The sequence below is a fragment of the Kineobactrum sediminis genome, assembly GCF_002868715.1.
Lineage (GTDB): Bacteria > Pseudomonadota > Gammaproteobacteria > Pseudomonadales > Halieaceae > Kineobactrum > Kineobactrum sediminis.
Genome location: NZ_PKLZ01000002.1, coordinates 224,074 through 244,434 on the forward strand (window position 1 = coordinate 224,074; position 20,361 = coordinate 244,434).

Consider the following 20,361-nt stretch of genomic DNA (forward strand, 5'->3'; position numbering starts at 1 on the left):
GGCAGCACCTGGCGCCCGTGGCGCCAGGCAGTCGAGGTTGTGGGGGTAAGTTGGGCGATGCAGAATGTACTGGTGATCGGTGCCTCGGGTACCCAGGGACGGGCCCAGGTGCGGGCCCTGGGGCAGGCGGGCTACGCAGTCAGTGTGATGTCGCGCAGGCCTGAGGGTCTGAACTTTGCCGGCGGCCCCGCTGCGGTGCGCGCTATCCAGGGAGATCTCTCGCAGCCCGCGGGCCTGCCGGCGGCTGTTGCGGGTGTGGACACGGTGTTCCTGAACCTGCCCTCGGCTTCGTTCAACCCGCCCGAGGATATCCTGGAGGGTTGTCGCAACCTGCTGGGTGCCGCGCAGGTGGCAGGCGTACAACGTATCGTGTTCAACGCCAGCCTCTATGTCGGCGATGCACCTGTCGGCCATGTGGCGCACGACAACCGGCTGGAGATCATTCACCTGCTGCTGTCTTCGGGCATACCGGCCACTGCCGTGTGCCCGGTCATTTTCATGGAAAACCTGCTGCAGGACTGGGCGTTGCCACAGTTGCTGTCGAGAAATTGCCTCTGGTATCCGCATGGCAGCGCGCTGCCCGTCAGCTGGATAACACTCGATGACGTCGCCCGCATCATGATCCGGGTTGCGCGCTGTGACCGCGCCGTCGGCAAAAGACTGGTCGTCGGCGGACCCCAGGCGCTGCGGGGCGAGGAAACCGCGGCCGCGCTCGGCAGGGCCTGGGGGCGAGACATCCATTTCGAGTCACGTCCGCTGGAGGATTTCGCGGACGCCATGGCGCGCTTGTTCGCGCCGGATAGCGCGGCGGGGCAGTCACGCATTCACGCCGACTTGCTGCGGGTCTACCGCTGGTACAACGAACGCCAACCTTCCCCCTTTACGGTTGACATGAGCCGCTTTCTTGCCGAGTACCCCATGACCCTGACCTCGGTCGAGGAGTGGGCGAGACAGCACAATCCCTTCGCCACCGTCCACGAGGGAGCCTCCACGTGAACCCAACAAAGCCGCAAGTCGTTCCCGCCGCGGGCAATGCAGCCTATCCGCCCTCGCCACTGGCCTGGCGGGTAACCCTGTTGCTGACCTTTGCCTATATGCTGTCCTTTATCGATCGCCAGATTGTGAACCTGCTGGTGGAGCCGATCCAGGCGGACCTCGCCATTAGTGACACCCAGGTCAGCCTGTTGCAGGGTTTTGCCTTCATTCTCACCTATATCCTGTTCAGTATCCCGCTCGGGCGCCTGGCCGACACCCACTCACGCAAGTGGATCGTCGCCGGCGGGGTCCTGTTCTGGAGCCTGGCGACCGCGGCTTGCGGGTTCGCCAACAGTTTCCGCCAGTTGTTCATCGCCCGTGCCGCAGTAGGGACCGGGGAGGCGGCACTCACTCCCGCTGCCTGGTCCCTGATGGCGGATTACTTCCCGCCGGAGCGCCGCAGTTTTCCCATCAGCATTTTCCTGATGGGCCCCTACCTGGGAGCCGGCCTGTCCATGATCATGGGCGGCGCATTGATGGGCATGATGGAGGGTATGGATACCGTGGCCGTACCCCTGTTGGGCGAATTCCGACCCTGGCAGGTCACCTTTATCCTGGTGGGCATGCCGGGCCTGCTTGTGGCCCTGCTGTTCCTGCGCGTCGCGGAACCGCAGCGGCGGCAATTGCCTGACCCGGCGGTTCCGACGGACGGGAAACGGCCCGGCCTGCGCGAGGTCTTTGCGGTCATGCGCAGCCGCTCGGAGATCTACCTCGCGCTGCTGGTCGCCATTCCGCTGTTGATGATCGTGCTTTATGGCCTGCAGGCCTGGGTGCCCAGCTACCTGGTGCGCGGTTTTGACATGTCGGTGCAGGATGCCGGTTTTACCTACGGACTGGTGGCCCTGTTTTCCGGCTCGGCGGGCGTACTGCTGGGACCTGTCGTGGGCCGCTGGCTGGGGAGGCGCGGAGTGAGCGATTATCCCCTGCGGCTGGCCCTCTGGGCCGGGCTCGGGATTTGCCCCGCGCTACTGGTGCTGGCCACCTCCGGGCAGGTGTCACTGGTGCTACTGGCAGTAGTGACAGCCAGTGTCCTGGTTACATTGCCGTTGGCCCTTGCCGCCTCTACCCTGCAGACGATAACCCCGGCGAATATGCGGGGCGTGGTGGCGGGCCTGTACGTGGTCATGACCAGTGGCGTGGGCATGGGCCTGGGCCCCACGCTGATCGCCCTCACAACGGATTACATTGTCCGCGACCGCGAGCAGCTCGGCGCTTCACTGGCGGTGGTGGGAATTGCCGTATCCGTGGTGGCGGTAATCCTGTTCGCGCGGGCGCTGGCGCCCTACAGGCAGCTGGCGCAAAGCCTGGAGCGCGCGGCCTGAGTTCCCGGGCGGGTGTGCCCGGGCCGCGCGCAGGTCGTGCCGGCATTCCGGAGGACGGCAGCTCAAGCTGCCTTATGCCGGCAGAATTGGGCTTCTAGTCTACCGAGACAACCTCGACTTCGAATTTAAGATCCTTGCCCGCCAGCGGGTGGTTGGCGTCCAGGATCACGGTTTCCTCGGCTATCTCGGCTACCTGCACCGGAACCGCGCTGCCATCGGGTGTTTGCATTTGCAGCATGACGCCTTCTTCCAGCTCAATTTCGGCGGGAATCTGCTCGCGCGGGATGGTCTGCCGTGCTTCCTCCTGGTAATCGCCGTAAGCCTCCGCAGCGGGAATGGTTACGGTTTTCTTCTCGCCCGGGGCCATGCCCTCGATCGCCTGGTCCAGGCCCGGAATGATCTGCCCGGCGCCAAGCTGGAACTCCAGGGGATCGCGCCCTTCGGAACTGTCGAATACCGACTCGTCCTGCAATGTGCCGGTATAGTGTATACGTACGGTATCGCCCGCTTTCGCTTGCGTCATGGGATATCCTTTCATGTGGGAGGGGGTGAATTGACTGAGATGCGCGATGTTGCGCGATGACCCAGACGAAATGGTGCCCGCTGTAGCCCCGATTGTAAACCCCGGGACCCGGGTATGACCCGCCGGGGTGCGGATTCCCTCGGGTCCGCATCAACTGGAGTCTTGTGCCCAATATCGATTGTTTTCCCCTAAGCATAGCACCTGATCCGCGGTTCGCCCGGGCAACAAAATTGCTACCGGCGGACTGCATATTCATACACAGGCAGTCACCATGCCCGGCACAAATGGTTACCCTGTGTGCATCATTATGTCGCCGCCCAGGAGCCCCGCAATGCAAGATGAAATACCCATCCCCGAGCACAACCACGCGCTGCTGGAGAAGAGCTTTGTCGGTGTTCTCACCACCATTCGGGCAAAGGACGGGCTGTTGTCGTCCAACCCGGTTGGCTTTGTCTGGGACGGTGAGCACATTCGCATATCGACCCTGAAGAGCCGCCTAAAGTACCGCAACCTGGCGGCCGATCCCCGGGTGGCCTTTTGCGTGGTTTCCAACACCAATGTTATGGACTATGTCGAGATTCGCGGCCATGCCAGCCTGCAGGACGACCTGGATCGCAGCTTTTTTCGACGCCAGTTCATGGAGGGTTCGGGGGGCGAGGAGCCGCCAGCCGACCTGGATGCCCCGGGCGACGAGCGGGTCGTGATCACCATTCACCCACAGCAAGTGTCGAGCCCGAAACTGTATGGTGGGCGGTTTGGTTGATGGGTGGGAGCTGAAGTACGGTTGATCGGGGCAGGGAGCCAGATGACAAGCTATTCACTTGTCTCACCCAGCGAATGCTTTTACGCTCACGACTCGCTAATACGGAGCTGCCCTTATCAATACGGATGCGCGCTACATCGTCTGGCTGCTCGATTTCCTTGCCGAGCAGGGAGTGGATAGCCACGCCCTGATCTCGACCTACGGGCTGGAGGGATTGGATCGTCCGGATGTCGCAATCAGTGCCGAGGTGCATCGTGGCCTGCTGACGGAAGCGTATAAAGTGACGGGCCGGAAAGGGCTGGGGTTAAAACTCGGTTTCAAGCGCTCCCTCGCTACTTTTGATCAGCTCGCCTATCTGATGATGAGCTGCTCTACCCTGCGTGAAGCCACGGAGAAAGGCTTGCGCTACCAGAGCTATTCCGGCCGGTTTTCCGGCAGTGCGGTGATTACCACTTTTAGCGAGATCGATGGGCAGGGGTGTTACCAGATCGCCGTCGACGAGACGCTGGGCGAGCTGCGTTTACTGGCGGTCGAAGACCTGCTCGCCAACATCGTGAATACCGCCCGCTGGGTATTGGGCAGGCCGCTGCCGGTGACGCGGTTGCGCTGTGACTACCCGGCGCCCTCCCATGCCGATGAGTACGCCGGGGTGTTCAACTGCCCGGTGCAGTTTGACGCACCGGTGATCCAGCTCTTTTTTGAGGCCGATATCCTGGACCAGCCACTGCCCAATGCCAGCCCCCAGAGTGTGCAGCTCTACGCTTCACTGTGTGAGGAGAAGAGTATCGCTCGGCAACAGGGGGATGTGGCCTGGCGCTTGTGGCAATTGATTGTCAAGGATCCCGCCAACCCGCCCGATATGGCAGAGAGTGCCGCCGCGCTTCACTGCAGTGACCGGACATTGAGGCGGAGGTTGCAGGCAGAGGGATGGAGCTATCTGCAGCTGATTGATCGAGTGCGGGAGATTCAGGCCCGCCGCGCTTTAAGCGACCCGACTCTGTCGGTCACTCAGGTAACGCAGCAGCTGGGTTACTCCGACCACTCGGGTTTTTTGCGCGCGTTCCGCAAGTGGACAGGGTTAACTCCCAGGGAGTTTCGCGCCAGGCTTTTCGTCTAGGGGGCCTCAATACACCATTACTTGTGCAGCTTGTCCGCACAGGCCCGTTTTATGGCCTGATTGTCACAGCCATTGCTTTGCTCGAGCGCTATGCTGGCGTTTGAGTGATAACAGCAAAGGATGACTGTCGTGCAAAAGACCGACTATCTCAATGTGGAAATGTTCTCCCGGTTTGCGCCGCGTCCCGGTAGGCGCGATCTGCTGCCCCCGTTGACGCCCAAAGCCCAGGTGGCATTGATGTGCCGTATGTTGTTTGCCGAAGGCTGGGATGACCATATCGCCGGGCATATCACGGTGCGCCAGCCGGATGGCACCATTTTCACCAACCCCTGGGAACTGGCCTGGGATGAGGTGACTGCCAGTGATATTGTCACCCTGGATGGCGATGGCCAGGTACTGGATAGTGACTGGAACGTGACCCCTGCGCTTGGCCTCCATCTGCAACTGCATGCGGCTCGGGACGATATTCATGTGGTGATTCACAACCACCCCAAGTGGAGTGGTATCTGGGCTAACTTGCAGGAGACGCCACCGATTTATGACCAGGCTGGTGCTTACTGTGGTGTGGAGCTGCCGATCTACAATGAGTACCTTGGTACTCTGGATAGTGATGACTGTAGCCAGAATGCGATTGAGTCCCTGGGGGCGGGCAAATGGGCGCTGCTCGCTCACCACGGTGCGCTGGTGGTTGCGCGCGATCTGCGTCAGGCCCACCTGCGTGCCGCCACGCTGGAATGGCGTTGCCGTCGCGCCTATGAGGTGCGCCTTGCCGGCGGGGCAGAGCCGCTTCCCGATGACGTGGTAGAGCAGGTCAGCCTGCCGGACCCCAACGGCTTTCCATTCCTGTGGGAAGCGATGGCCCGCCGCGAGTTGCGCCGTGACCCCACGGTGCTGGACTGAGGAGAGCGAACCATGACGTTGACCACTCAACCCCTGCAGCACATTGGCGCCGAAGTGAGCGGGCTGGATATCACTCAGCCCTACACCGAAGCCTTGAAGCAAGAGCTGCGGGACCTTTGGTATCACCATGGCTTGCTGCTATTTCGGAATCAGGCGGTCACCCCGGAGCGGCAGATCGAGTTCAGTAGAATCTTCGGGCCGCTGGAGCTGCATCCCCTGAAGGCGACTACCTCGGCGGAGTACCCCGAACTGTTCGAGCTGGAAAACGGTGGCGAGAGAGATAAGGCGATGACCGCCAGTTACCGGGGCGAGACCATTGTAGGCCGGCTCGACTGGCACTTTGATCTTCATTATACCGGGCGCCCCAATCATGGAGCCGTACTCACCGCGGTAGAGGTGGCGGGAGAAGGTGGTTTGACGGGTTTTGGTGATCTTGCCAAAGCCTTCGATGCGCTGGACGACGAGACCAGGGCGCTGCTGGGGAAGATCGAAGTAGCCTACGCCTTCAGCATGCAGCGCAAGCATATGCGCTATGTGGATCTGGAGGGCTATGAGCCCGGCCCCTACAGTCCGAAAAAACCGGCGGATGTTCGTTTTCCTAACTTCCCTGAGTCGGTCTATCCGGCGGCGATGACTCATCCGGTCAGCGGCGTTAAAGTGTTGGGCATTGTCGAGCAGTTTCTTGACCGGGTGGTCACGCCCCACAAGGTCGGGCTTTCCAATGACGAGGCGATTGAGCTCCTTGAGCGGCTGGTGGCGCATACCCGCAAGCCGCAATTCCACTACTTCCACCAGTGGCAGCCGGGGGACATGGTGCTGTGGGATAACTGGCGCCTGATGCACTGTGCTACAGGGACGCCAGTTGGTGTGCGTCGCCGAATTAACCGAACCACCATAGAGGGCGATCGGCAGCTGGGCCGGTTGCTGCTGGATGAGTAGGAGATTGCGATGCGTCTAGCGCTTCAATTTGAGATGCCGGGGTTGCTGGAAAATATCCGGCGCATTGCCCCAGAGCTTGAGGTGGTGGTGTTGCCGCCGGATCAGCCAGTGACGCTGGAGAAGCCAGTGGACGCACTGTTGGCGTCCCCGCTGGGAGGATCACAGGTTGAAGAGCTGCTGCGGCAGTCCCCGGCGCTGGACTGGGTGCATGTGTTCGGTACCGGGGTGGACGACTACCCGTTAAAGCAGCTCTCCGCCCAGCGGGTCAGCTGCTCGAAAGGGGCTACCGCGGTCCCCATTGCCGAGTGGGTGATGGCGGTGATACTGGCGCAGTCAAAGCGGCTGCCTGGCAGCTGGATCGACCAGCCCCCGGAGCAGTGGTATATGGCGGAGCTTGATTCGCTGGCGGGCAAAACCCTGGGGCTGGTTGGGTTTGGTTCTATTGGCCAGGCCGTTGCCAGGCGCGCATTGGCGTTTGATATGGAGGTACTGGCCACGGTACGCCGCTTTCGGCCAAGCCCGGTAGAGGGAGTGACGTTACTGGAGCATGTGGACGAGGTGATAGAGCGCGCCGATCACCTGGTGCTGGCGCTACCCGCGACCGCCGCCAGCGAAGGGCTTATGGATGCCGAGCGCCTGCGACGGATGAAGCCGGGAAGCCACCTGGTGAACATATCCCGCGCCGGGCTAGTGGACCAGGAGGCGCTGCGGGCGCAGCTCGACAACGGCCCGCTCGCCCGCGCATCCCTGGATGTGGTTGCCCCCGAGCCGTTGCCTGCTGGGCACTGGCTCTATACGCACCCCAAAGTGCGGCTCAGTCCGCACATTTCCTGGAGCTCGCCGCAGAGCTACCAGCGCGTATTCGAGGTGTTTTATGCGAATTTGCGCCGGTGGCTTGATGGGGAGCCGTTGGAGGGGTTGATTGATACGGATGCTGGGTATTGATGTCCCGGAGCGCAGCGTCTTTCGCGGTTATCTGGATCTCTCAGACTGGAGCAGCGGTTCTGGGTCAGGAGCCCTTGGCGTAGGTATCTTCTGACTCCTGCTGCGTTATATTATATTCAGACCCTGCAGGCTAAGGATTTTGTAATCCCCCCAGGAAGTAATCGAGGTTTTGAGTAGAGACTTTAACAATGATCGCAGAAGGAGCGATAGATGAAGAAGTCTTTATTGACCGAAGGACAGATACTGGCAATACTGAAGCAGTATGAAGCCGGAGTTCCAGTCGCTGATCTGTCCCGCGAACACTGCGTCAGTACCGCACTGATTTATCAGTTCAACATGTGTTTTTTATGAGATTTTTGGCACCGATAAAATTTGTTCTTTGTAGTGCATGAAGTGACGGTGTTCTCGATTAAAATTGCCTTCAAAGACTGTAAGCATAGCTACATAGAACATATCTTTCGATATTGAAATATTTCTACCTAAACGTTTTGCTTGAACTCTTAAAAACCTTAAGGCCGCGGAGGAAAGGAAATGCCCCCTTACAATATCTAAAAAGTTAAAACCACAACTTAAAACTCTATTTTGCTCGCTCAAGACTACATTTTTATCAAAGGCTAGATCTAATTCATTGATAAATTCTTCAATTTTCATTTCACATAAATCGCACGAGCTTTTAGATTTCATGAACCTGTCACTGGTGTCGGGAATCACCGATAACCCGAGGCCGTCCGCATGGTTTATAATGTCACATGCAACCAACTTTCTAACGTCGTTTTCGATGCTAAACATCCACTGCTGACAAATATCGTGAGGAGTTTCTTTCGCAGGAAGCCTTAGTAGAGTTTTAAGTGATTTACATATGGTTTCAGTACCTATGAGGGTGTTTTCAATCGAGTAACCATACGTTCTTATGATTGAAGGATTAACCTCAGATTTTAGAATGGAATCATAATCAGAATCCATGGCTAAGAGATAATCTGCCTCATCATGCTCTATTGCCTGTGCAAGTTTTATAAGCTCAGACTTTCCTCCAACAGATTCGAATTCGACAGAGAAATCTGCCAATTTTTCGAAAACTATTTCCCAGAACGGTATGTCGTCACCTCCCTCTACGTATACCAGCCTATCTACACCATAAAATTTGTTGAGGACATTCCTTGCTTCAACAGAATAATCGAAATCATCCACAGATCAACTTCTCCATATCGACTATATTATCTTTATATTTTGAAGCAACTTCGGGAGAGTGAGTCGCTACAATAACCTGAGAGTTCGGATTTATGTTTTTTACCGCCGGTATTATTTTTCTTTGCCATGCTATATGCAATGAAAGCTCTGGCTCATCAGCTAAAAATATATGGTGTTCTTTTTTTTGTAATAATGCTTCAACCATCAAGATTATCAGCTGCTTTTCACCTGATGAAAGTTTTACATGCTCGATTTCTCCAAAATCGTTTTGGATCACTAATCGACCAGATGCAAATGAAAACTCTTTGTCCGAAATGAAGTCCTTGATGATTTTTAGAAACAAATCGATCTGAGAGTATATTTCTTGGTTTTTTTCTTTAGCAGCAAGGGAAAGATCTATTATCCTCTTTGTTTTACGTAATGCTTCTAAAGGCTTAATGTCAATCGCTGTCTCAGATTTCGTATCATTGGTTTTAGATTCAACGATTTCACTAATTGACTTATCAATAGCAGAAACATGGAATCTAATCTTCCTCCTTATATCGCTATCCATAGCATTGAGCTGGGTATAGGCGGATACGAGTGATGTCTGCTCCTGTTCTTTATCAAAATTCAATATCCACCCCTCGTTCGAGTCATCCTCCCCATACAATATGGATGCTAGAACATCTTTTTGAAGGGAGCGGGATACCTTCTGCGCCTCCTCTGCCAGATCAAGCTGAAATTCGGTCAGCCTGTTTAAAGCTTGGCTCAGTCGATAATCTACTGGGGATACTGCCCTAGTACCATGCCGATCACGGACCTCATACTCACCGTCATGACGCAAGCGATAAACTGAAAGAGACGATACGGATGTTAAGCTATCTAGCTCTTTGCGAATCTCTAGAGATTCCTCGTAAAGCCTGCGACGCATGCCTGGAGAAAACCTCCTATCATCGCTTGAAATTATACGAAGATGATGCTTTTTTCTTGAGATCTGGTAGTCGACTACAGGGAAGGGGTACCTTTCGTCGTCGGTTTTGGTTACTTTTATAGTTTTTCTTTTTTTGCCTTTTATCAACGTAACCCTAGCAGAATTAAATTCATTTTCTGAAAGACCGTTTAAATCAACAGTTAGCACAGAATGTAAAATATTCATGAACGTCGTTTTCCCACTTCCATTACGACCTATGATTATATTTACGTCATTATTGAATCCACACTGAACATCGACCCGGCGCCAGAATCCGTCAATCTCTACGCTCTCTACTTTAAACAATTTTGTATTCCTTATTTACGTTTCTAATAAGTACCGCTTTGAATCCCGTAATTTCTATCTTCAGAACCTCTCGCATTATATTTTCTATAATTTTTACTCTACTAATTTGCTAAGAAGTGAACTAATGACAAATAGATCTCAACTAAAAATAGCGCAGCAACGTGCCCATTTAAATAATAGAGGCAAATCTGGAGCGCCTTAAATGCGTAACCATCGCCTTGCTATATTTATGTGCCTTCCGCAGCCGCCAAACCTCTTTTAACACGAGCAGGAAGTGCGAAGAGAAATTCTCCTAGTGCTTTTGCAAAGTCGACGCATTTTTTTGCATCCGCTTCTGTTGGTAGAGTTGCTTGTTGGTCCGCGTGGCGCTGATCATTAGCATCTAGTCTTATATCATGTGCCCATCTGGCCATTTCAGTGGTAATGAGATGATCTTCCGCGGCCTTATTTATTCGAGAATATAAACTTTCGGTGGTGTAGTCTTTTTCTTTGAGCATGGCATCGACAGAGCTAGCAGACAACATAACTGATCCAGCAGGCGCATGGAGTGTATTTATTGCTTGCTTCAGATATTCACCTGCAGCCCCAGGTATAGATTCATCTATTACTATACCAGACGGATAGTACTCAGTGACTGGGCCATCGCTTTGCACTGCTGCGGCAGTTACGAGGCCGCCACAACTAGTACATTCGTATACGGCCCAGAGCCTAGGGGATCCACCAGAATGGGCATCTGTTTGAGTTTTCCATGCCATCGGCAAATTTGGCCTATCCACATTGCAGTGTGGACACCGATTCAGCTCTAATTGATTTAATAAATTAGGCATTAGTTTTGATCCTCAAAAAATATAACATCTCAGCTCAGGTGCGGACGCGACGACAATTGTTGCGATAGCGAAAATGGCGACGTGTCAAACGTCACTTGCAGCGATTTGTTAGGTGGCATTCCACTGCCTCCCGCACAACCTTCCAAAATACTTCAGGGTCATACTCAATACGGTCGTAAGGGTATTTTTTCCCCTGCTTGGTTCCCAATACTTTAGGCGGTTCTGTCCCGTGGTCAGTCAGTAGAGCAAGCGTGACAGCCGTTTGATCATCCGGTACTTTCGTTTGGTGGAAGACGCCACGCGGCACCTCGTACTTAACCCCTGCATCCCTAATCTCATCAATCGTAGGGTGAGCGTTAATGCTCTCTGATGTCCGAATAATTTCCGAGCCACCCTCGTAGTAGTTCACCGAATAGACGCACCATTGCTCTCCTCGTTCAACGCTATATTGCAGGTCCTTAACTCGACCTGAAAGCACCAGACTTTTTAGGAAATATGAGTGTGTATGTATTGGCCAATCAGGATTCTTAACGCGTCGCTCGCCAGCAGGCCAATAGTGCACCCTGACGACCTGCTCCTTCGAGGAATCGTTAATGACGCAAGACACGAAACCGAGGGGATGCCAGAGCGGCACAATGGTCGAACTCAAGTCATCTAGATGGTCGTGCAGAAAATTGAATGCGTTCGCAATATCAGTTTTCATATGGGTTCTTGGATTCGCGGCAAGCTTGTAGGATGACCTCCGGCGTAATGTGTTTACAAAGGTCGCCCATCCCCGAGTTGGTGAGGACAGCGGTTACGTCCTGTTCTTCGAGCTGGGCCAATCCAATACCTGACCGGACACCTTGAAGGGACACTTGGTCGCCTTGATTTCGAGCGAACTCCATCGATGTTTCGAAATGCTCGTAGGTGAAGTGGCTTTTCTTGACCATGAGCGCCGGACTTCGTCGGTCCTCAACGGTCAGGATCATCGCTTCGTCGTTAGAGTCGATACGCACAGGGTCGAACGAGGCACTTAGGTATAGATCTACATGAACTCTATGATTAACTGAGTACCAAGCACATATGACAATAGTTACGAGAACTTCTAGCGCAACTGAGTCGGTGTTGTATTTCTTTCCTTTGTCGATGGAGTTGATCTGCCCGCGATACTGCGCGTGCTTCTCGCATAAAACACGGTTTCGCGGGTCAATTACACACACGCTGATGTGGCAATTTTGACGCCCCGCAAGAGTTGGGAGAACTTTGCCTCGCATATACCTACCGAAATTTCCTTTATAACGCCATCTTGTTGCTGTGCTGAGAAGTCGATCAAATTCCGTTGTTATGTTCCCGGCTTCTAACTCAACTAGACCCCCAAGGGGCTTGTTCAGTGGAATAAATGAACTGACAACCCACAGCACGAAAAGTGCTGTAAGTATTGACGCTGCGAGAGCCCTCACGTACCCGAGGACTGCGTCAGTCAACGGGAGACTGCTGAGCCTCCAGTCAAGGACGAGCGCAAGCAAAAACAAGACGATTAACAGCCAGACGAAGGTCTTGCGATGCTCTTTTGACAGTGTAAGTATCGATTCAGGATTCATTTACCCGCCTCTAAATTTCGCACGGCTATTCCAATGCCACCTAAAGCCTTGCTTAGGCGCCCCAGTGAAGCTCAGCTTAACAAAGGTCCCAGCGCAGCGACTACAGTACCTTGTTAGACTACCGCTTCTGAAGCCGTGTGATTCTTCTTCCAAATTGAATGAACAATTAGAAGAACTACAGCAGCTACGATCTGAACGCCTATAAATACGATGCCCATACCCAACAATATGTTCGACCCGGCCCCTTGAGCTTCAGCTTCTGCCGCACCCGCCATAAGCCATAGTGATGGAGAAAGAAAAGCAACATTTAGTATATTGACGCCTATGGCGACAGCTCCAAAGGTAAGGCCAGGGCCAGCCGCGAACGCAGCTAGGAGACCACAAATAATAGTAAGGTATGGACCGGCGACGGGAACAAAAATAGCAACTACTGCAAAAATCATTGCGATGATACCGAGAGCTTTCATAGTTTAATCCTTTATTGATTATTGTGAGCCTAACATCTATATAACACGACCAGACCGTACAATACCTTCCCTGATAAACCGGGAATGCAAGCCTACAAAAGGTCTATTTCCCGCCCGCAATCGAAAGGTTATCGATTCGAGCAAGAAATTCGAGCGACTTAACCGAACCTGGTTTTCTGATTCGACTCATTATTTTTATCTAATAGCATGTTCAGTATTTAGCTCTCTTTCGGTCAGTTGCGCCGCGCTACTATTTCAATTCAGTAGGTGACGCAGCCGATCAAAAGTCACTTCAATGATCTAAACCTGTCTTCTCTCTGGGCCTCGTAGAACTCCAACAGCCTCTATGCCAATCTTCGGTTCAGCGTCGCAACCTGACATTGAGCACAAAGCGGTACTTGGTGCCGTAAAACACCCAACGCTTACCCTATACCACCGCCCCACCGAACACCAACACGCCATGCGATAACGTGACACGCTTCCCAGCCCGCAACGCTACCTCACCGCAACGGCACCCCCGCAATCCAGCCATGCAGCCAGTAAAGGGCCACATACAGCACCAGTCCCGCAACGAACGCCAGCCAATTGATATCCCCCAGGCTCAGGCGGGTTCGGCCGGTGATGAGTGCGGCGAAGGGGATGGCTGAGGTAGTCTGGTAGAAGGCTTTCCAGTCCGGGTCATCGAGGCGACGGCGGCGTGCATCGATGGACATCATGCCGAGCCCGCTAACCAGGCCGATGGAGCTGGCGAGGATGAGGGTGGCGACATCACCATTGGCCAACACGTGGGCAATGGCCCATAGCAGGAAGGCCCATTGCACCGGGTGACGGGTGATCCGGAAAATGCCGGCGATGTCCTGTTTGACCGCCGAGGACATGCCGACCGCGGTGGGGTTCTTCGACAGCAGCCCCATCGCCAATAGCACTGCGGAGAGCAGCATCAGGCCGAAAGCCGTCAGGCGCAGTGCCTGGGTGGGATACCAGAGAAAGTTGTCGTGAGGTACAAGCGCGTAGGCGTAGATCATCAACCCCAGGGTCACCACGGCTACCAGGGAATAGACCCCCCGATAGGGGCCTTCTCCCATGGCGTTTACCAGTTTACCTCGCAGGGGAGTGCTTGAGACCCCGAGGTGGGTCGCGAAAAAGGCGAATGCTGCAATGCCAAGCAATTCCATACACGTTCTCCTGTCGCTGCTGCTGTTTCCCTGCAGCGCCTCCGGGCTAAATGGGCGAGCCCGGCGGCATACTCACAGGGGTGAAATCGTCCAGCCATTCCCCTTCGGTGAAGAAGTGCTGGAGCCGTTTTTCAAGGTAGCGCAAGTAATCGGTATCTGCGCCACGACGACCATAGCGTTGCAGCCAGGCCGCATCCGCTTGTAGCTGCGCTTCCAGTTGGGCGCGAACTTCCGGCGCGGTGGTGCTGTTGCGGCTGGCCTGGGCCAGTTGATGCAGTGCCAGATAGGCGATCCGCTGGCTAATGGCGTCATCCCGGGTGCGCAAGGGGTGCAGCGTGGTTTCGCTCAGTTGCGCGGCGAGCATGCGCGGGGAGGGGATTTCGCTGTCGCGCTGGTGCTGCCAGCGCAGGCGATTGAGGCGCTCGGGGTTGAGCATCAGTTGCAGGCTGTGCTGGGCACTGGCTTCGGCAATGGTGATGGGGTCCTGGATCAATCCCATGCGGGACTGGAAATCTTCCCGGCTGTCTTCCGACCCAAGGGCCTTGGGTACCAACAGGTGTTGCAGGCGAACCGGCAACTGCAGGAAGTCGGCTTCCAGGGTAGTTAACAGTGCGGTTAACGCGGCGTTTTGCCTTGTAGCTTCCACCGGCCGGTAATCGCTGTTGCCCTCGCCTTTGACATAGTAGCGGTAATGCATACCGCCGATGAGTTTCACCGCGGCCTCTGCCTGGAACCGGTGCAGCAGGTACATTGGCACCAACAGGGGCTCCAGCTGGTCCAGGGGTTTGCCGTCGGCCAGGTTATCCAGGCCGAACCCGGCCAGTACCCGGGCCCGGATACCCGTCAGCCGCTGTAACTCAACTTCGGCGTCCGCGCCGTTATCCCATAAATGTGCGGTGGGGTGGGCGCCGTCCACGGGACGGGCATCGCGGTCGGCGATGAACTCGTACTGCTGGTCGCGCGCCTGTTCCAGTAACGCGGCAAGGCCTGCTTCCTCCTCTGCCCGGGAGCCGAATTCGCTGTAGCCATAGGCGATGGTAAATGTGTCCCAGGGGCCCATGCCGCTGCTGTAGGCCTCATTCAAACTGAGTTCACCGGCGTCGTTTATCACCACCAACGGGTGTGGGTAGTCCATTACCGATGCGCGCTCTTGTGCGGTGGCGGCAAAGTTGTGGGCAAGCCCCAGCGTGTGGCCGATTTCATGGGCGGAGAGCTGCCGTATGCGATTGAGGGCCATGGTCTCAATGTCAGCCAGCAGCCGGGCGCTGTCGTCGCTGTCGGCAAAGGGGGCCAGCAAGCCCTGGGCGATCAGCATGTCCTGCCGTACGCGCAGGGAGCCCAGGGAGACATGCCCTTTCAGGATTTCCCCGGTTCTGGGGTCCGCCACGGAATACCCGTAAGACCACCCTCGCGTTGCGCGGTGTACCCACTGGATGATGTTGTAGCGCACGTCCATCGGGTCTGCGCCAGCCGGCAGTTCCCTGACCATGAAAGCATTCTGGTAGCCGATTGCGGTGAAGGCCTCATTCCACCAGCGGCCGCCGTCGAGTAAGGCCGTGCGCACCGGCTCGGGTACGCCCGGGTCCAGGTAATACACAATGGGTTTTTTGGGCTCGCTAAGGGCAGCGGTGGGATCTTTCTTCTCCAGTCGATGACGATTGATAAAGCCGTTCTGCATGCCGCTTTGCAACGGTGCGGCGTAATCCTGGAAGCCGCCGGGGTTAAAGCCGCTGTTGGGATGGAACCGGCGCGGCTGGTAATCATCGTCCGGCAGCTGGATGAGCGAGTGATGCAGGTGCACGGTAATGGCGGTGGGCTCGGGGGTGACGGAACGCACGTACTCGCCCGCCCCGGGTCCCGCGTAAGTAACCCTGGCCTCCAGCTCGGTATTGCGGGGGAAGGCTTTCATGCGCTCCGGCCACAGTGCCGAGCGCGATACGTCGGGCTCAAAATCGCCTTCTTCCAGCTCTTTGAGTTTCGCCTGGATGTGGTGGATGTCGATATAAAGAAAGGGCGTGTAATCAATCAGCACCGCCTTTGGGCCCCGCGCTACCACCTCGAAACCGAATAACACCGATTCGGCAAAAGCCTCCTGCACACTCTGGCGCTCGGCGTGATTGTCGGTCACCGCAAGGTAGCGGGTATTCTTCTCGGTTAACAGTACACGCGGGCCGTGCACCCGAAACTCGGCCAGCCGGGTTTTGCCCAACTGGCCGCGGTCCAGGCCCAGGTCATTGGAGCCCACCCCGCGTGGCAAACTGCTCTGGAAAATGAACAGGGACGGCGCCAGCGGTACCTGCAGGAAAACCTTGTCCTGGCTGCTGTCGTAGTAAAAGGGAAAATAACCGTACTGTTGCTCCATGCCCTGGGTAAAGGTGCTTATCGATCCGTCGTCGTTGGCACGGGCGGTTGCACTGACGATGACACACCAGCACAGGCAGCTATAGAGCAACCCGTGCAAAGCCAGCCGGGTGTTGGGAAGAAAACGTGTACTCATGGAGGGGCTCCGTTGCAGTCAGGCCCGAGTATAAGCCGGATCAGGGGCCTGCTGCGAGGCACGCTGCGTGGCCTGGTACCGGAGCTGAAGAATGCCCGCCAGGAGAGACGGCGCGCGCTCTGGTATAGTCCTGCAACAGCACACTCGGCAGCGACTACCCCATGCTCCACCACAGTATCAGCGAGAACTTCCCCAACCACTTCCAGCGCGAGAGCCTGGATCTTGTGGGCAATTTGCTGCCACTGAGTTCTTCCGGTTTTTACCTGGTCGGCCCGGACATGCGCCATCGCGGTGTGGTACTGCGCAATTTACCGGCACAGGTGGAGCAGGAGTACACCCGTCATTATCGCGAGCTGGACCCGTTGCGCCCGGCGCTGTTCGAGCGCACGGATACGCGGGTGGTGTGCATGGATGAAAGGCTCACCGAGGCGGAGTTGCTGGCTTCGGAGTATTATCAGCAGTTCATGTTGCCGCTGAACCATCGCCATGTGGCGGACATGTTCTTTCGCAGCGACGACGACATCATCGCGGTGCTCACCATGCTGCGGGCAGCGTCCCTGGGGCCGTTTACCCCCGCTGAGCTGGCACTGCTACGCACCCTGCAACCGTTTCTCGATTTCACCCTGAGCAGTGTGTACCTGCCCCGGCGTCGCCGGGAGCGCGCCACCCTCGGTCAGCGGCACGACCTCACGGACCGCGAACTGGACGTCGCCGAGCTGATCCTGGCGGGAGCGAGCAACAAGGCCATCGCCCTGGAACTGGGATTGAGCGTGGCGACGGTGAAGACCCATCTGCAGCACGTGTTCCGCAAAGTCGGGGTGGCATCCCGAACCGCGCTCAGTGCGCGCCTGCTGGGTGACCTGGGATCGCGCAACACAGAGCGGTAAACCGGTTCTGCCCGCATCATCCCTTTGGTGGATACCGGCGACCAGCACAAGTGGCTATGCTGTGCCATCAACGCTTACAGGGATGGTCAGACAATGTTGGGTAAAAACCCGCTCCTGGAACGCCGCCAGCGCGTAATCGGCAGCCACTCGCCGCTGTTCTATGAACAGCCCCTGCATATTGTACGCGGGGAGGGCGTGTGGCTGTACGACGCGGATGGCCGGCGTTATCTCGATGTGTACAACAACGTGCCGCATGTTGGCCACTGCCATCCGCGGGTGGTGGATGCGATAGCGCGGCAGGCGGCCACCCTGAATGTGCACACCCGTTACCTGCACGACAACATCGTCAACTATGCCGAGCGTTTGACGGCCAGGTTCGACAGTTCACTCAGTATGGCCATGTTCGCCTGCAGCGGCAGCGAGGCGAACGAAATCGCCCTGCGCATGGCGCGCCACCACACCGGCGGGCAGGGTATTATCGTTACGGATTTCGCCTACCACGGCAATACCGAGGCGGTGGCGGAACTGGGCACCGGTTTCATGCCGGAGGCCCGCACTACCCGGCGCGTGCATGCCTTTGCCTGCCCGGATTCCTATCACGGCCCTGCCGGGCTGGGGCCCGAACGGCTGGCGGACCATTACGCCGATAGTGTGCAGGCAGCCATCGATGACTTTGCCGCCGCCGGCATCAAGCTCGCCGGTATCCTGTTTTGCCCGGCCTTCGCCAATGAGGGCCTGCTGGATGTGCCGGCGGGGTTTATTGAAAAGGCGGTGGCCAGGGTGCGCGCGGCGGGGGGATTATATATTGCCGACGAGGTTCAGGGCGGCTTTGGTCGCACCGGCAAGCACTGGTGGTCGCATGAATGGGCCGGGGTGGTGCCGGATATCGTCACCCTGGGTAAACCCATGGGCAATGGCCACCCGATCTCGGGGGTGGTGGCCAGCGCGGAGCTCATCGAGGCCTTTGGTGCCTGGGGTATGTACTTCAATACCTTCGCCGGCAACCCGGTGTCCTGTGCCGCGGCGCTGGCCGTGCTGGACGTGATCGAGGAAGAGCAGCTGCTCGCCAACGCGGTGCAGGTGGGCGCCTATATTGCCAGTGGCCTGCGACAACTGCAGGCCAGCCATCCACTGATCGGCGATGTCCGCGACAAGGGGCTTTTTTTCGCGGTGGAGCTGGTGCGCGATCACCACAGCCGCGAGCCGGCGAGCGCCGAAAGTGCCGCCCTGGTCAATGCCATGCGCCGCGAGGGCGTGCTGATCAGTGCCGTTGGCCGCCATAACCAGGTGCTCAAGCTACGCCCGCCCATGCCCTTTTCCCGGGATAACGCCGACCTGTTGCTGAACACCCTGGACCACTGCCTGGGCACTGTGGAGAGGCAATACCATGAATGATTTCTACCAGCTCGATGCCGAGGGCCAGGCGGCGCGCATGGCCAGCCTGGCGCGGGCGGCACTGGCCCACTGGGACATTGCCGCGGTAGCCATCGACTTGATCAAATACCGCGAAAACGCGGTGTTCCGGATCACCGACCGCGCCGGTGTGCGTTATGCGCTGCGTATCCACCGTGCCGGATACCACAGCGATGCCCAGCTGCGCTCGGAACTGCAGTGGATGCGTGCGCTGGATCAGCACGGTATCGCGGTGCCGCCGGTGGTGCCGGCGCGCGACGGCGTCTCTTTCGTGGTGGTATCGAGCGAGGGTGTCCCGGAGCCGAGGCAGGTGGACATCTTCGGCTGGGTGGCCGGTGAGCAGTTGGGCAGTGTGGAGGCGGCCGGCCAGCTGAACGCGCCGGTCAGTGACACCTACCGCACCATCGGCACACTGGCAGCACAATTGCACAACCAGGCGGTAAGCTGGGAGCTGCCCGAGGGTTTTGAACGCCATCGCTGGGATGCCCCGGGTCTCGCCGGCGAGGAACCCCTGTGGGGGCGATTCTGGGAGCTGGCGGCGTTAAGCCCGGCCCAGCGCGCCACGGTGTTGACGGCGCGGGAGCGGGTGTTCGAGGGCCTGCAGCGCTATGCCGCGGCGCCGGAAAACGCCATGTGCTACAGCCTCATTCATGCGGATTTTGTTGCCGAGAACCTGCTGGTCCAGGGCAGTGACGTACGCCTGATCGATTTTGATGATTCGGGCTTTGGCTGGCACCTGTTCGAAATCGCCACCGCCCTGTTCTTTGAAAAGGACGAGCCGCATTACCCGCAGGCGCTGGAGGCCCTGGTTGCCGGTTACCGCGAGTACCGTGACCTGCCGGCATCGCAGCTTGCGCAACTGCCGCTGTTTTACGCCGCGCGCAGTTTTACCTACCTGGGCTGGGTGCATACCCGCAGCGAAACGGAAACGGCGCGACAGATGACCCCCATGCTGATCGACAAGGCGCTGAGGGTTATTGAGGAGTACGGCTAGCCCCGGGCGAAGTGGGGCCCGGGCACTTCCACGTAGCGCATTTCCGGGCGGCCCTGGGTGACGATGGCGTCATCCACCCAGGCCTTGATCATGCCGGCATCCATCAGGTTGAGGTAGCTGCCGTCTTCGCTGTCGTAATTGATGTTGGCGCCGGAAACCACCATGAAGGTATCGGTGTCTTCCTCATTGTCGGGAGACGTATGAAACTGGTGCACGGAGCCGCCGGGTTCGTACAGGTAGCTGCCCGCCACCTGCTTCTGGGTGGGATGCTCCAGGTAGTACCAGCAGCCCGACAGGGTATACAGGTGTACGCAACCGGTATGGAAGTGCAGTGGCAAGGTGAGCCCCGGGGCAAATTTTACCCGCAGTACCCAAAGGCCGTTGTGGGGGTCCAGCAGCAGCGGGTGCAGCTTGATCCCGGGGTGTAGCAGGCCCTCCAGGAACGGGTTGGCGTTGGTATCGATGGTCAGCAGTTCATCCTGGGTGGTGACGGTTTCCGGAATGCTCATGGTGTGTCCTTGTCAGTGT

20 protein-coding genes and 1 pseudogene are annotated in these 20,361 nt (G+C 57.0%); 11 read left to right on the plus strand and 10 right to left on the minus strand.

Going from position 1 to position 20,361, the window contains the following annotated elements; all coding sequences use genetic code 11:
• Positions 1 to 57 precede the first annotated feature (57 nt).
• Together CWI75_RS04600 and CWI75_RS04605 are read left to right on the plus strand one after the other, a co-directional pair.
• Positions 58 to 996 carry an SDR family oxidoreductase gene (locus CWI75_RS04600; RefSeq protein WP_101520316.1) on the plus strand — a complete coding sequence of 313 codons (939 nt, stop codon included), beginning with the start codon at positions 58 to 60 and terminating at the stop codon, positions 994 to 996.
• On the plus strand, positions 993 to 2,357 hold the full coding sequence (locus CWI75_RS04605) for a spinster family MFS transporter (RefSeq protein ID WP_241521080.1): 1,365 nt from the start codon (positions 993 to 995) through the stop codon (positions 2,355 to 2,357). The genes CWI75_RS04600 and CWI75_RS04605 overlap by 4 nt, the downstream gene beginning before the upstream one ends.
• A gap of 94 nt (positions 2,358 to 2,451) precedes the next feature.
• Here the strand turns inward: CWI75_RS04605 and CWI75_RS04610 are convergent, their stop codons facing one another.
• Entirely contained in the window at positions 2,452 to 2,880 is a 429-nt protein-coding gene (locus tag CWI75_RS04610) for an FKBP-type peptidyl-prolyl cis-trans isomerase (protein ID WP_101520317.1), read from the minus strand.
• 331 nt (positions 2,881 to 3,211) lie between these two features.
• On the opposite strand from CWI75_RS04610, the gene CWI75_RS04615 reads away from it, so the two are divergent.
• The 6 genes and pseudogenes from CWI75_RS04615 to CWI75_RS04640 all read left to right on the plus strand — a co-directional run.
• Positions 3,212 to 3,643, plus strand: a complete 432-nt coding sequence (locus tag CWI75_RS04615; RefSeq protein WP_162299986.1) for a PPOX class F420-dependent oxidoreductase — start codon at positions 3,212 to 3,214, stop codon at positions 3,641 to 3,643.
• Positions 3,644 to 3,815: 172 nt separating this feature from the next.
• Positions 3,816 to 4,760: an AraC family transcriptional regulator gene (locus tag CWI75_RS04620; RefSeq protein WP_101520319.1), complete on the plus strand. Its 945-nt coding sequence runs from the start codon at positions 3,816 to 3,818 to the stop codon at positions 4,758 to 4,760.
• Between the two features lie 120 nt (positions 4,761 to 4,880).
• Positions 4,881 to 5,660, plus strand: coding sequence for a class II aldolase/adducin family protein (locus tag CWI75_RS04625; protein WP_101520320.1), 780 nt, complete (start codon positions 4,881 to 4,883; stop codon positions 5,658 to 5,660).
• 12 nt (positions 5,661 to 5,672) lie between these two features.
• A complete protein-coding gene (locus CWI75_RS04630; RefSeq protein ID WP_101520321.1) occupies positions 5,673 to 6,599 on the plus strand; it encodes a TauD/TfdA dioxygenase family protein in 927 nt (308 codons plus the stop codon).
• 9 nt (positions 6,600 to 6,608) lie between these two features.
• Positions 6,609 to 7,544, plus strand: coding sequence for an NAD(P)-dependent oxidoreductase (locus CWI75_RS04635; protein ID WP_101520322.1), 936 nt, complete (start codon positions 6,609 to 6,611; stop codon positions 7,542 to 7,544).
• 210 nt (positions 7,545 to 7,754) lie between these two features.
• A pseudogene (locus tag CWI75_RS04640) lies at positions 7,755 to 7,889 on the plus strand (transposase); the annotation flags it as partial.
• Here CWI75_RS04640 and CWI75_RS04645 read toward each other — a convergent pair.
• From CWI75_RS04645 to CWI75_RS04680, 8 genes are all read right to left on the minus strand, one after another.
• Positions 7,890 to 8,732: a DUF4435 domain-containing protein gene (locus tag CWI75_RS04645; RefSeq protein ID WP_101520323.1), complete on the minus strand. Its 843-nt coding sequence runs from the start codon at positions 8,730 to 8,732 to the stop codon at positions 7,890 to 7,892. It abuts the pseudogene before it with no gap.
• Positions 8,725 to 9,990 carry an AAA family ATPase gene (locus CWI75_RS04650; protein WP_101520324.1) on the minus strand — a complete coding sequence of 422 codons (1,266 nt, stop codon included), beginning with the start codon at positions 9,988 to 9,990 and terminating at the stop codon, positions 8,725 to 8,727. The genes CWI75_RS04645 and CWI75_RS04650 overlap by 8 nt, the downstream gene beginning before the upstream one ends.
• Positions 9,991 to 10,217: 227 nt before the next feature.
• Positions 10,218 to 10,817 (minus strand): DUF4145 domain-containing protein, encoded by a 600-nt coding sequence (locus tag CWI75_RS04655; protein ID WP_101520325.1) that lies wholly within the window; start codon positions 10,815 to 10,817, stop codon positions 10,218 to 10,220.
• Between the two features lie 91 nt (positions 10,818 to 10,908).
• The gene (locus CWI75_RS04660; protein ID WP_101520326.1) at positions 10,909 to 11,520 is read right to left on the minus strand and encodes a hypothetical protein; all 612 of its coding nucleotides are present in this window, start codon (positions 11,518 to 11,520) and stop codon (positions 10,909 to 10,911) included.
• Positions 11,510 to 12,400, minus strand: a complete 891-nt coding sequence (locus CWI75_RS04665) for a hypothetical protein (RefSeq protein WP_101520327.1) — start codon at positions 12,398 to 12,400, stop codon at positions 11,510 to 11,512. Before CWI75_RS04665 ends, CWI75_RS04660 begins: the two co-directional genes overlap by 11 nt.
• A 113-nt stretch (positions 12,401 to 12,513) precedes the next feature.
• Positions 12,514 to 12,867 (minus strand): hypothetical protein, encoded by a 354-nt coding sequence (locus CWI75_RS04670; RefSeq protein ID WP_101520328.1) that lies wholly within the window; start codon positions 12,865 to 12,867, stop codon positions 12,514 to 12,516.
• 500 nt (positions 12,868 to 13,367) lie between these two features.
• Positions 13,368 to 14,042, minus strand: a complete 675-nt coding sequence (locus CWI75_RS04675; RefSeq protein ID WP_101520329.1) for an NnrU family protein — start codon at positions 14,040 to 14,042, stop codon at positions 13,368 to 13,370.
• A 46-nt stretch (positions 14,043 to 14,088) separates the two neighbouring features.
• Positions 14,089 to 16,539, minus strand: a complete 2,451-nt coding sequence (locus CWI75_RS04680) for a zinc-dependent metalloprotease (RefSeq protein WP_101520330.1) — start codon at positions 16,537 to 16,539, stop codon at positions 14,089 to 14,091.
• A gap of 161 nt (positions 16,540 to 16,700) precedes the next feature.
• On the opposite strand from CWI75_RS04680, the gene CWI75_RS04685 reads away from it, so the two are divergent.
• The 3 genes from CWI75_RS04685 to CWI75_RS04695 all read left to right on the plus strand — a co-directional run bounded on the left by CWI75_RS04685 (position 16,701) and on the right by CWI75_RS04695 (position 19,833).
• Positions 16,701 to 17,426 carry a response regulator transcription factor gene (locus CWI75_RS04685; RefSeq protein ID WP_101520331.1) on the plus strand — a complete coding sequence of 242 codons (726 nt, stop codon included), beginning with the start codon at positions 16,701 to 16,703 and terminating at the stop codon, positions 17,424 to 17,426.
• 93 nt (positions 17,427 to 17,519) lie between these two features.
• The gene (locus CWI75_RS04690) at positions 17,520 to 18,821 is read left to right on the plus strand and encodes an aspartate aminotransferase family protein (RefSeq protein ID WP_101520332.1); all 1,302 of its coding nucleotides are present in this window, start codon (positions 17,520 to 17,522) and stop codon (positions 18,819 to 18,821) included.
• Complete coding sequence (locus CWI75_RS04695) at positions 18,814 to 19,833, plus strand: phosphotransferase enzyme family protein (RefSeq protein ID WP_101520333.1); 1,020 nt, start codon at positions 18,814 to 18,816, stop codon at positions 19,831 to 19,833. The genes CWI75_RS04690 and CWI75_RS04695 overlap by 8 nt, the downstream gene beginning before the upstream one ends.
• Here CWI75_RS04695 and CWI75_RS04700 read toward each other — a convergent pair.
• Positions 19,830 to 20,342, minus strand: coding sequence for a 2,4'-dihydroxyacetophenone dioxygenase family protein (locus tag CWI75_RS04700; RefSeq protein ID WP_101520334.1), 513 nt, complete (start codon positions 20,340 to 20,342; stop codon positions 19,830 to 19,832). The genes CWI75_RS04695 and CWI75_RS04700 overlap by 4 nt on opposite strands.
• Positions 20,343 to 20,361: the final 19 nt, after the last annotated feature.

Coding starts and splice junctions, on each gene's coding strand:
- CWI75_RS04600 (WP_101520316.1), top strand. CDS start 58: ATGCAGAATGTACTGGTGATCGGTGCCTCGGGTACCCAGGGACGGGCC.
- CWI75_RS04610 (WP_101520317.1), bottom strand. CDS start 2,880: ATGACGCAAGCGAAAGCGGGCGATACCGTACGTATACACTATACCGGC.
- CWI75_RS04615 (WP_162299986.1), top strand. CDS start 3,212: ATGCAAGATGAAATACCCATCCCCGAGCACAACCACGCGCTGCTGGAG.
- CWI75_RS04625 (WP_101520320.1), top strand. CDS start 4,881: ATGACTGTCGTGCAAAAGACCGACTATCTCAATGTGGAAATGTTCTCC.
- CWI75_RS04630 (WP_101520321.1), top strand. CDS start 5,673: ATGACGTTGACCACTCAACCCCTGCAGCACATTGGCGCCGAAGTGAGC.
- CWI75_RS04635 (WP_101520322.1), top strand. CDS start 6,609: ATGCGTCTAGCGCTTCAATTTGAGATGCCGGGGTTGCTGGAAAATATC.
- CWI75_RS04655 (WP_101520325.1), bottom strand. CDS start 10,817: ATGCCTAATTTATTAAATCAATTAGAGCTGAATCGGTGTCCACACTGC.
- CWI75_RS04660 (WP_101520326.1), bottom strand. CDS start 11,520: ATGAAAACTGATATTGCGAACGCATTCAATTTTCTGCACGACCATCTA.
- CWI75_RS04665 (WP_101520327.1), bottom strand. CDS start 12,400: ATGAATCCTGAATCGATACTTACACTGTCAAAAGAGCATCGCAAGACC.
- CWI75_RS04670 (WP_101520328.1), bottom strand. CDS start 12,867: ATGAAAGCTCTCGGTATCATCGCAATGATTTTTGCAGTAGTTGCTATT.
- CWI75_RS04675 (WP_101520329.1), bottom strand. CDS start 14,042: ATGGAATTGCTTGGCATTGCAGCATTCGCCTTTTTCGCGACCCACCTC.
- CWI75_RS04680 (WP_101520330.1), bottom strand. CDS start 16,539: ATGAGTACACGTTTTCTTCCCAACACCCGGCTGGCTTTGCACGGGTTG.
- CWI75_RS04685 (WP_101520331.1), top strand. CDS start 16,701: ATGCTCCACCACAGTATCAGCGAGAACTTCCCCAACCACTTCCAGCGC.
- CWI75_RS04690 (WP_101520332.1), top strand. CDS start 17,520: ATGTTGGGTAAAAACCCGCTCCTGGAACGCCGCCAGCGCGTAATCGGC.
- CWI75_RS04695 (WP_101520333.1), top strand. CDS start 18,814: ATGAATGATTTCTACCAGCTCGATGCCGAGGGCCAGGCGGCGCGCATG.
- CWI75_RS04700 (WP_101520334.1), bottom strand. CDS start 20,342: ATGAGCATTCCGGAAACCGTCACCACCCAGGATGAACTGCTGACCATC.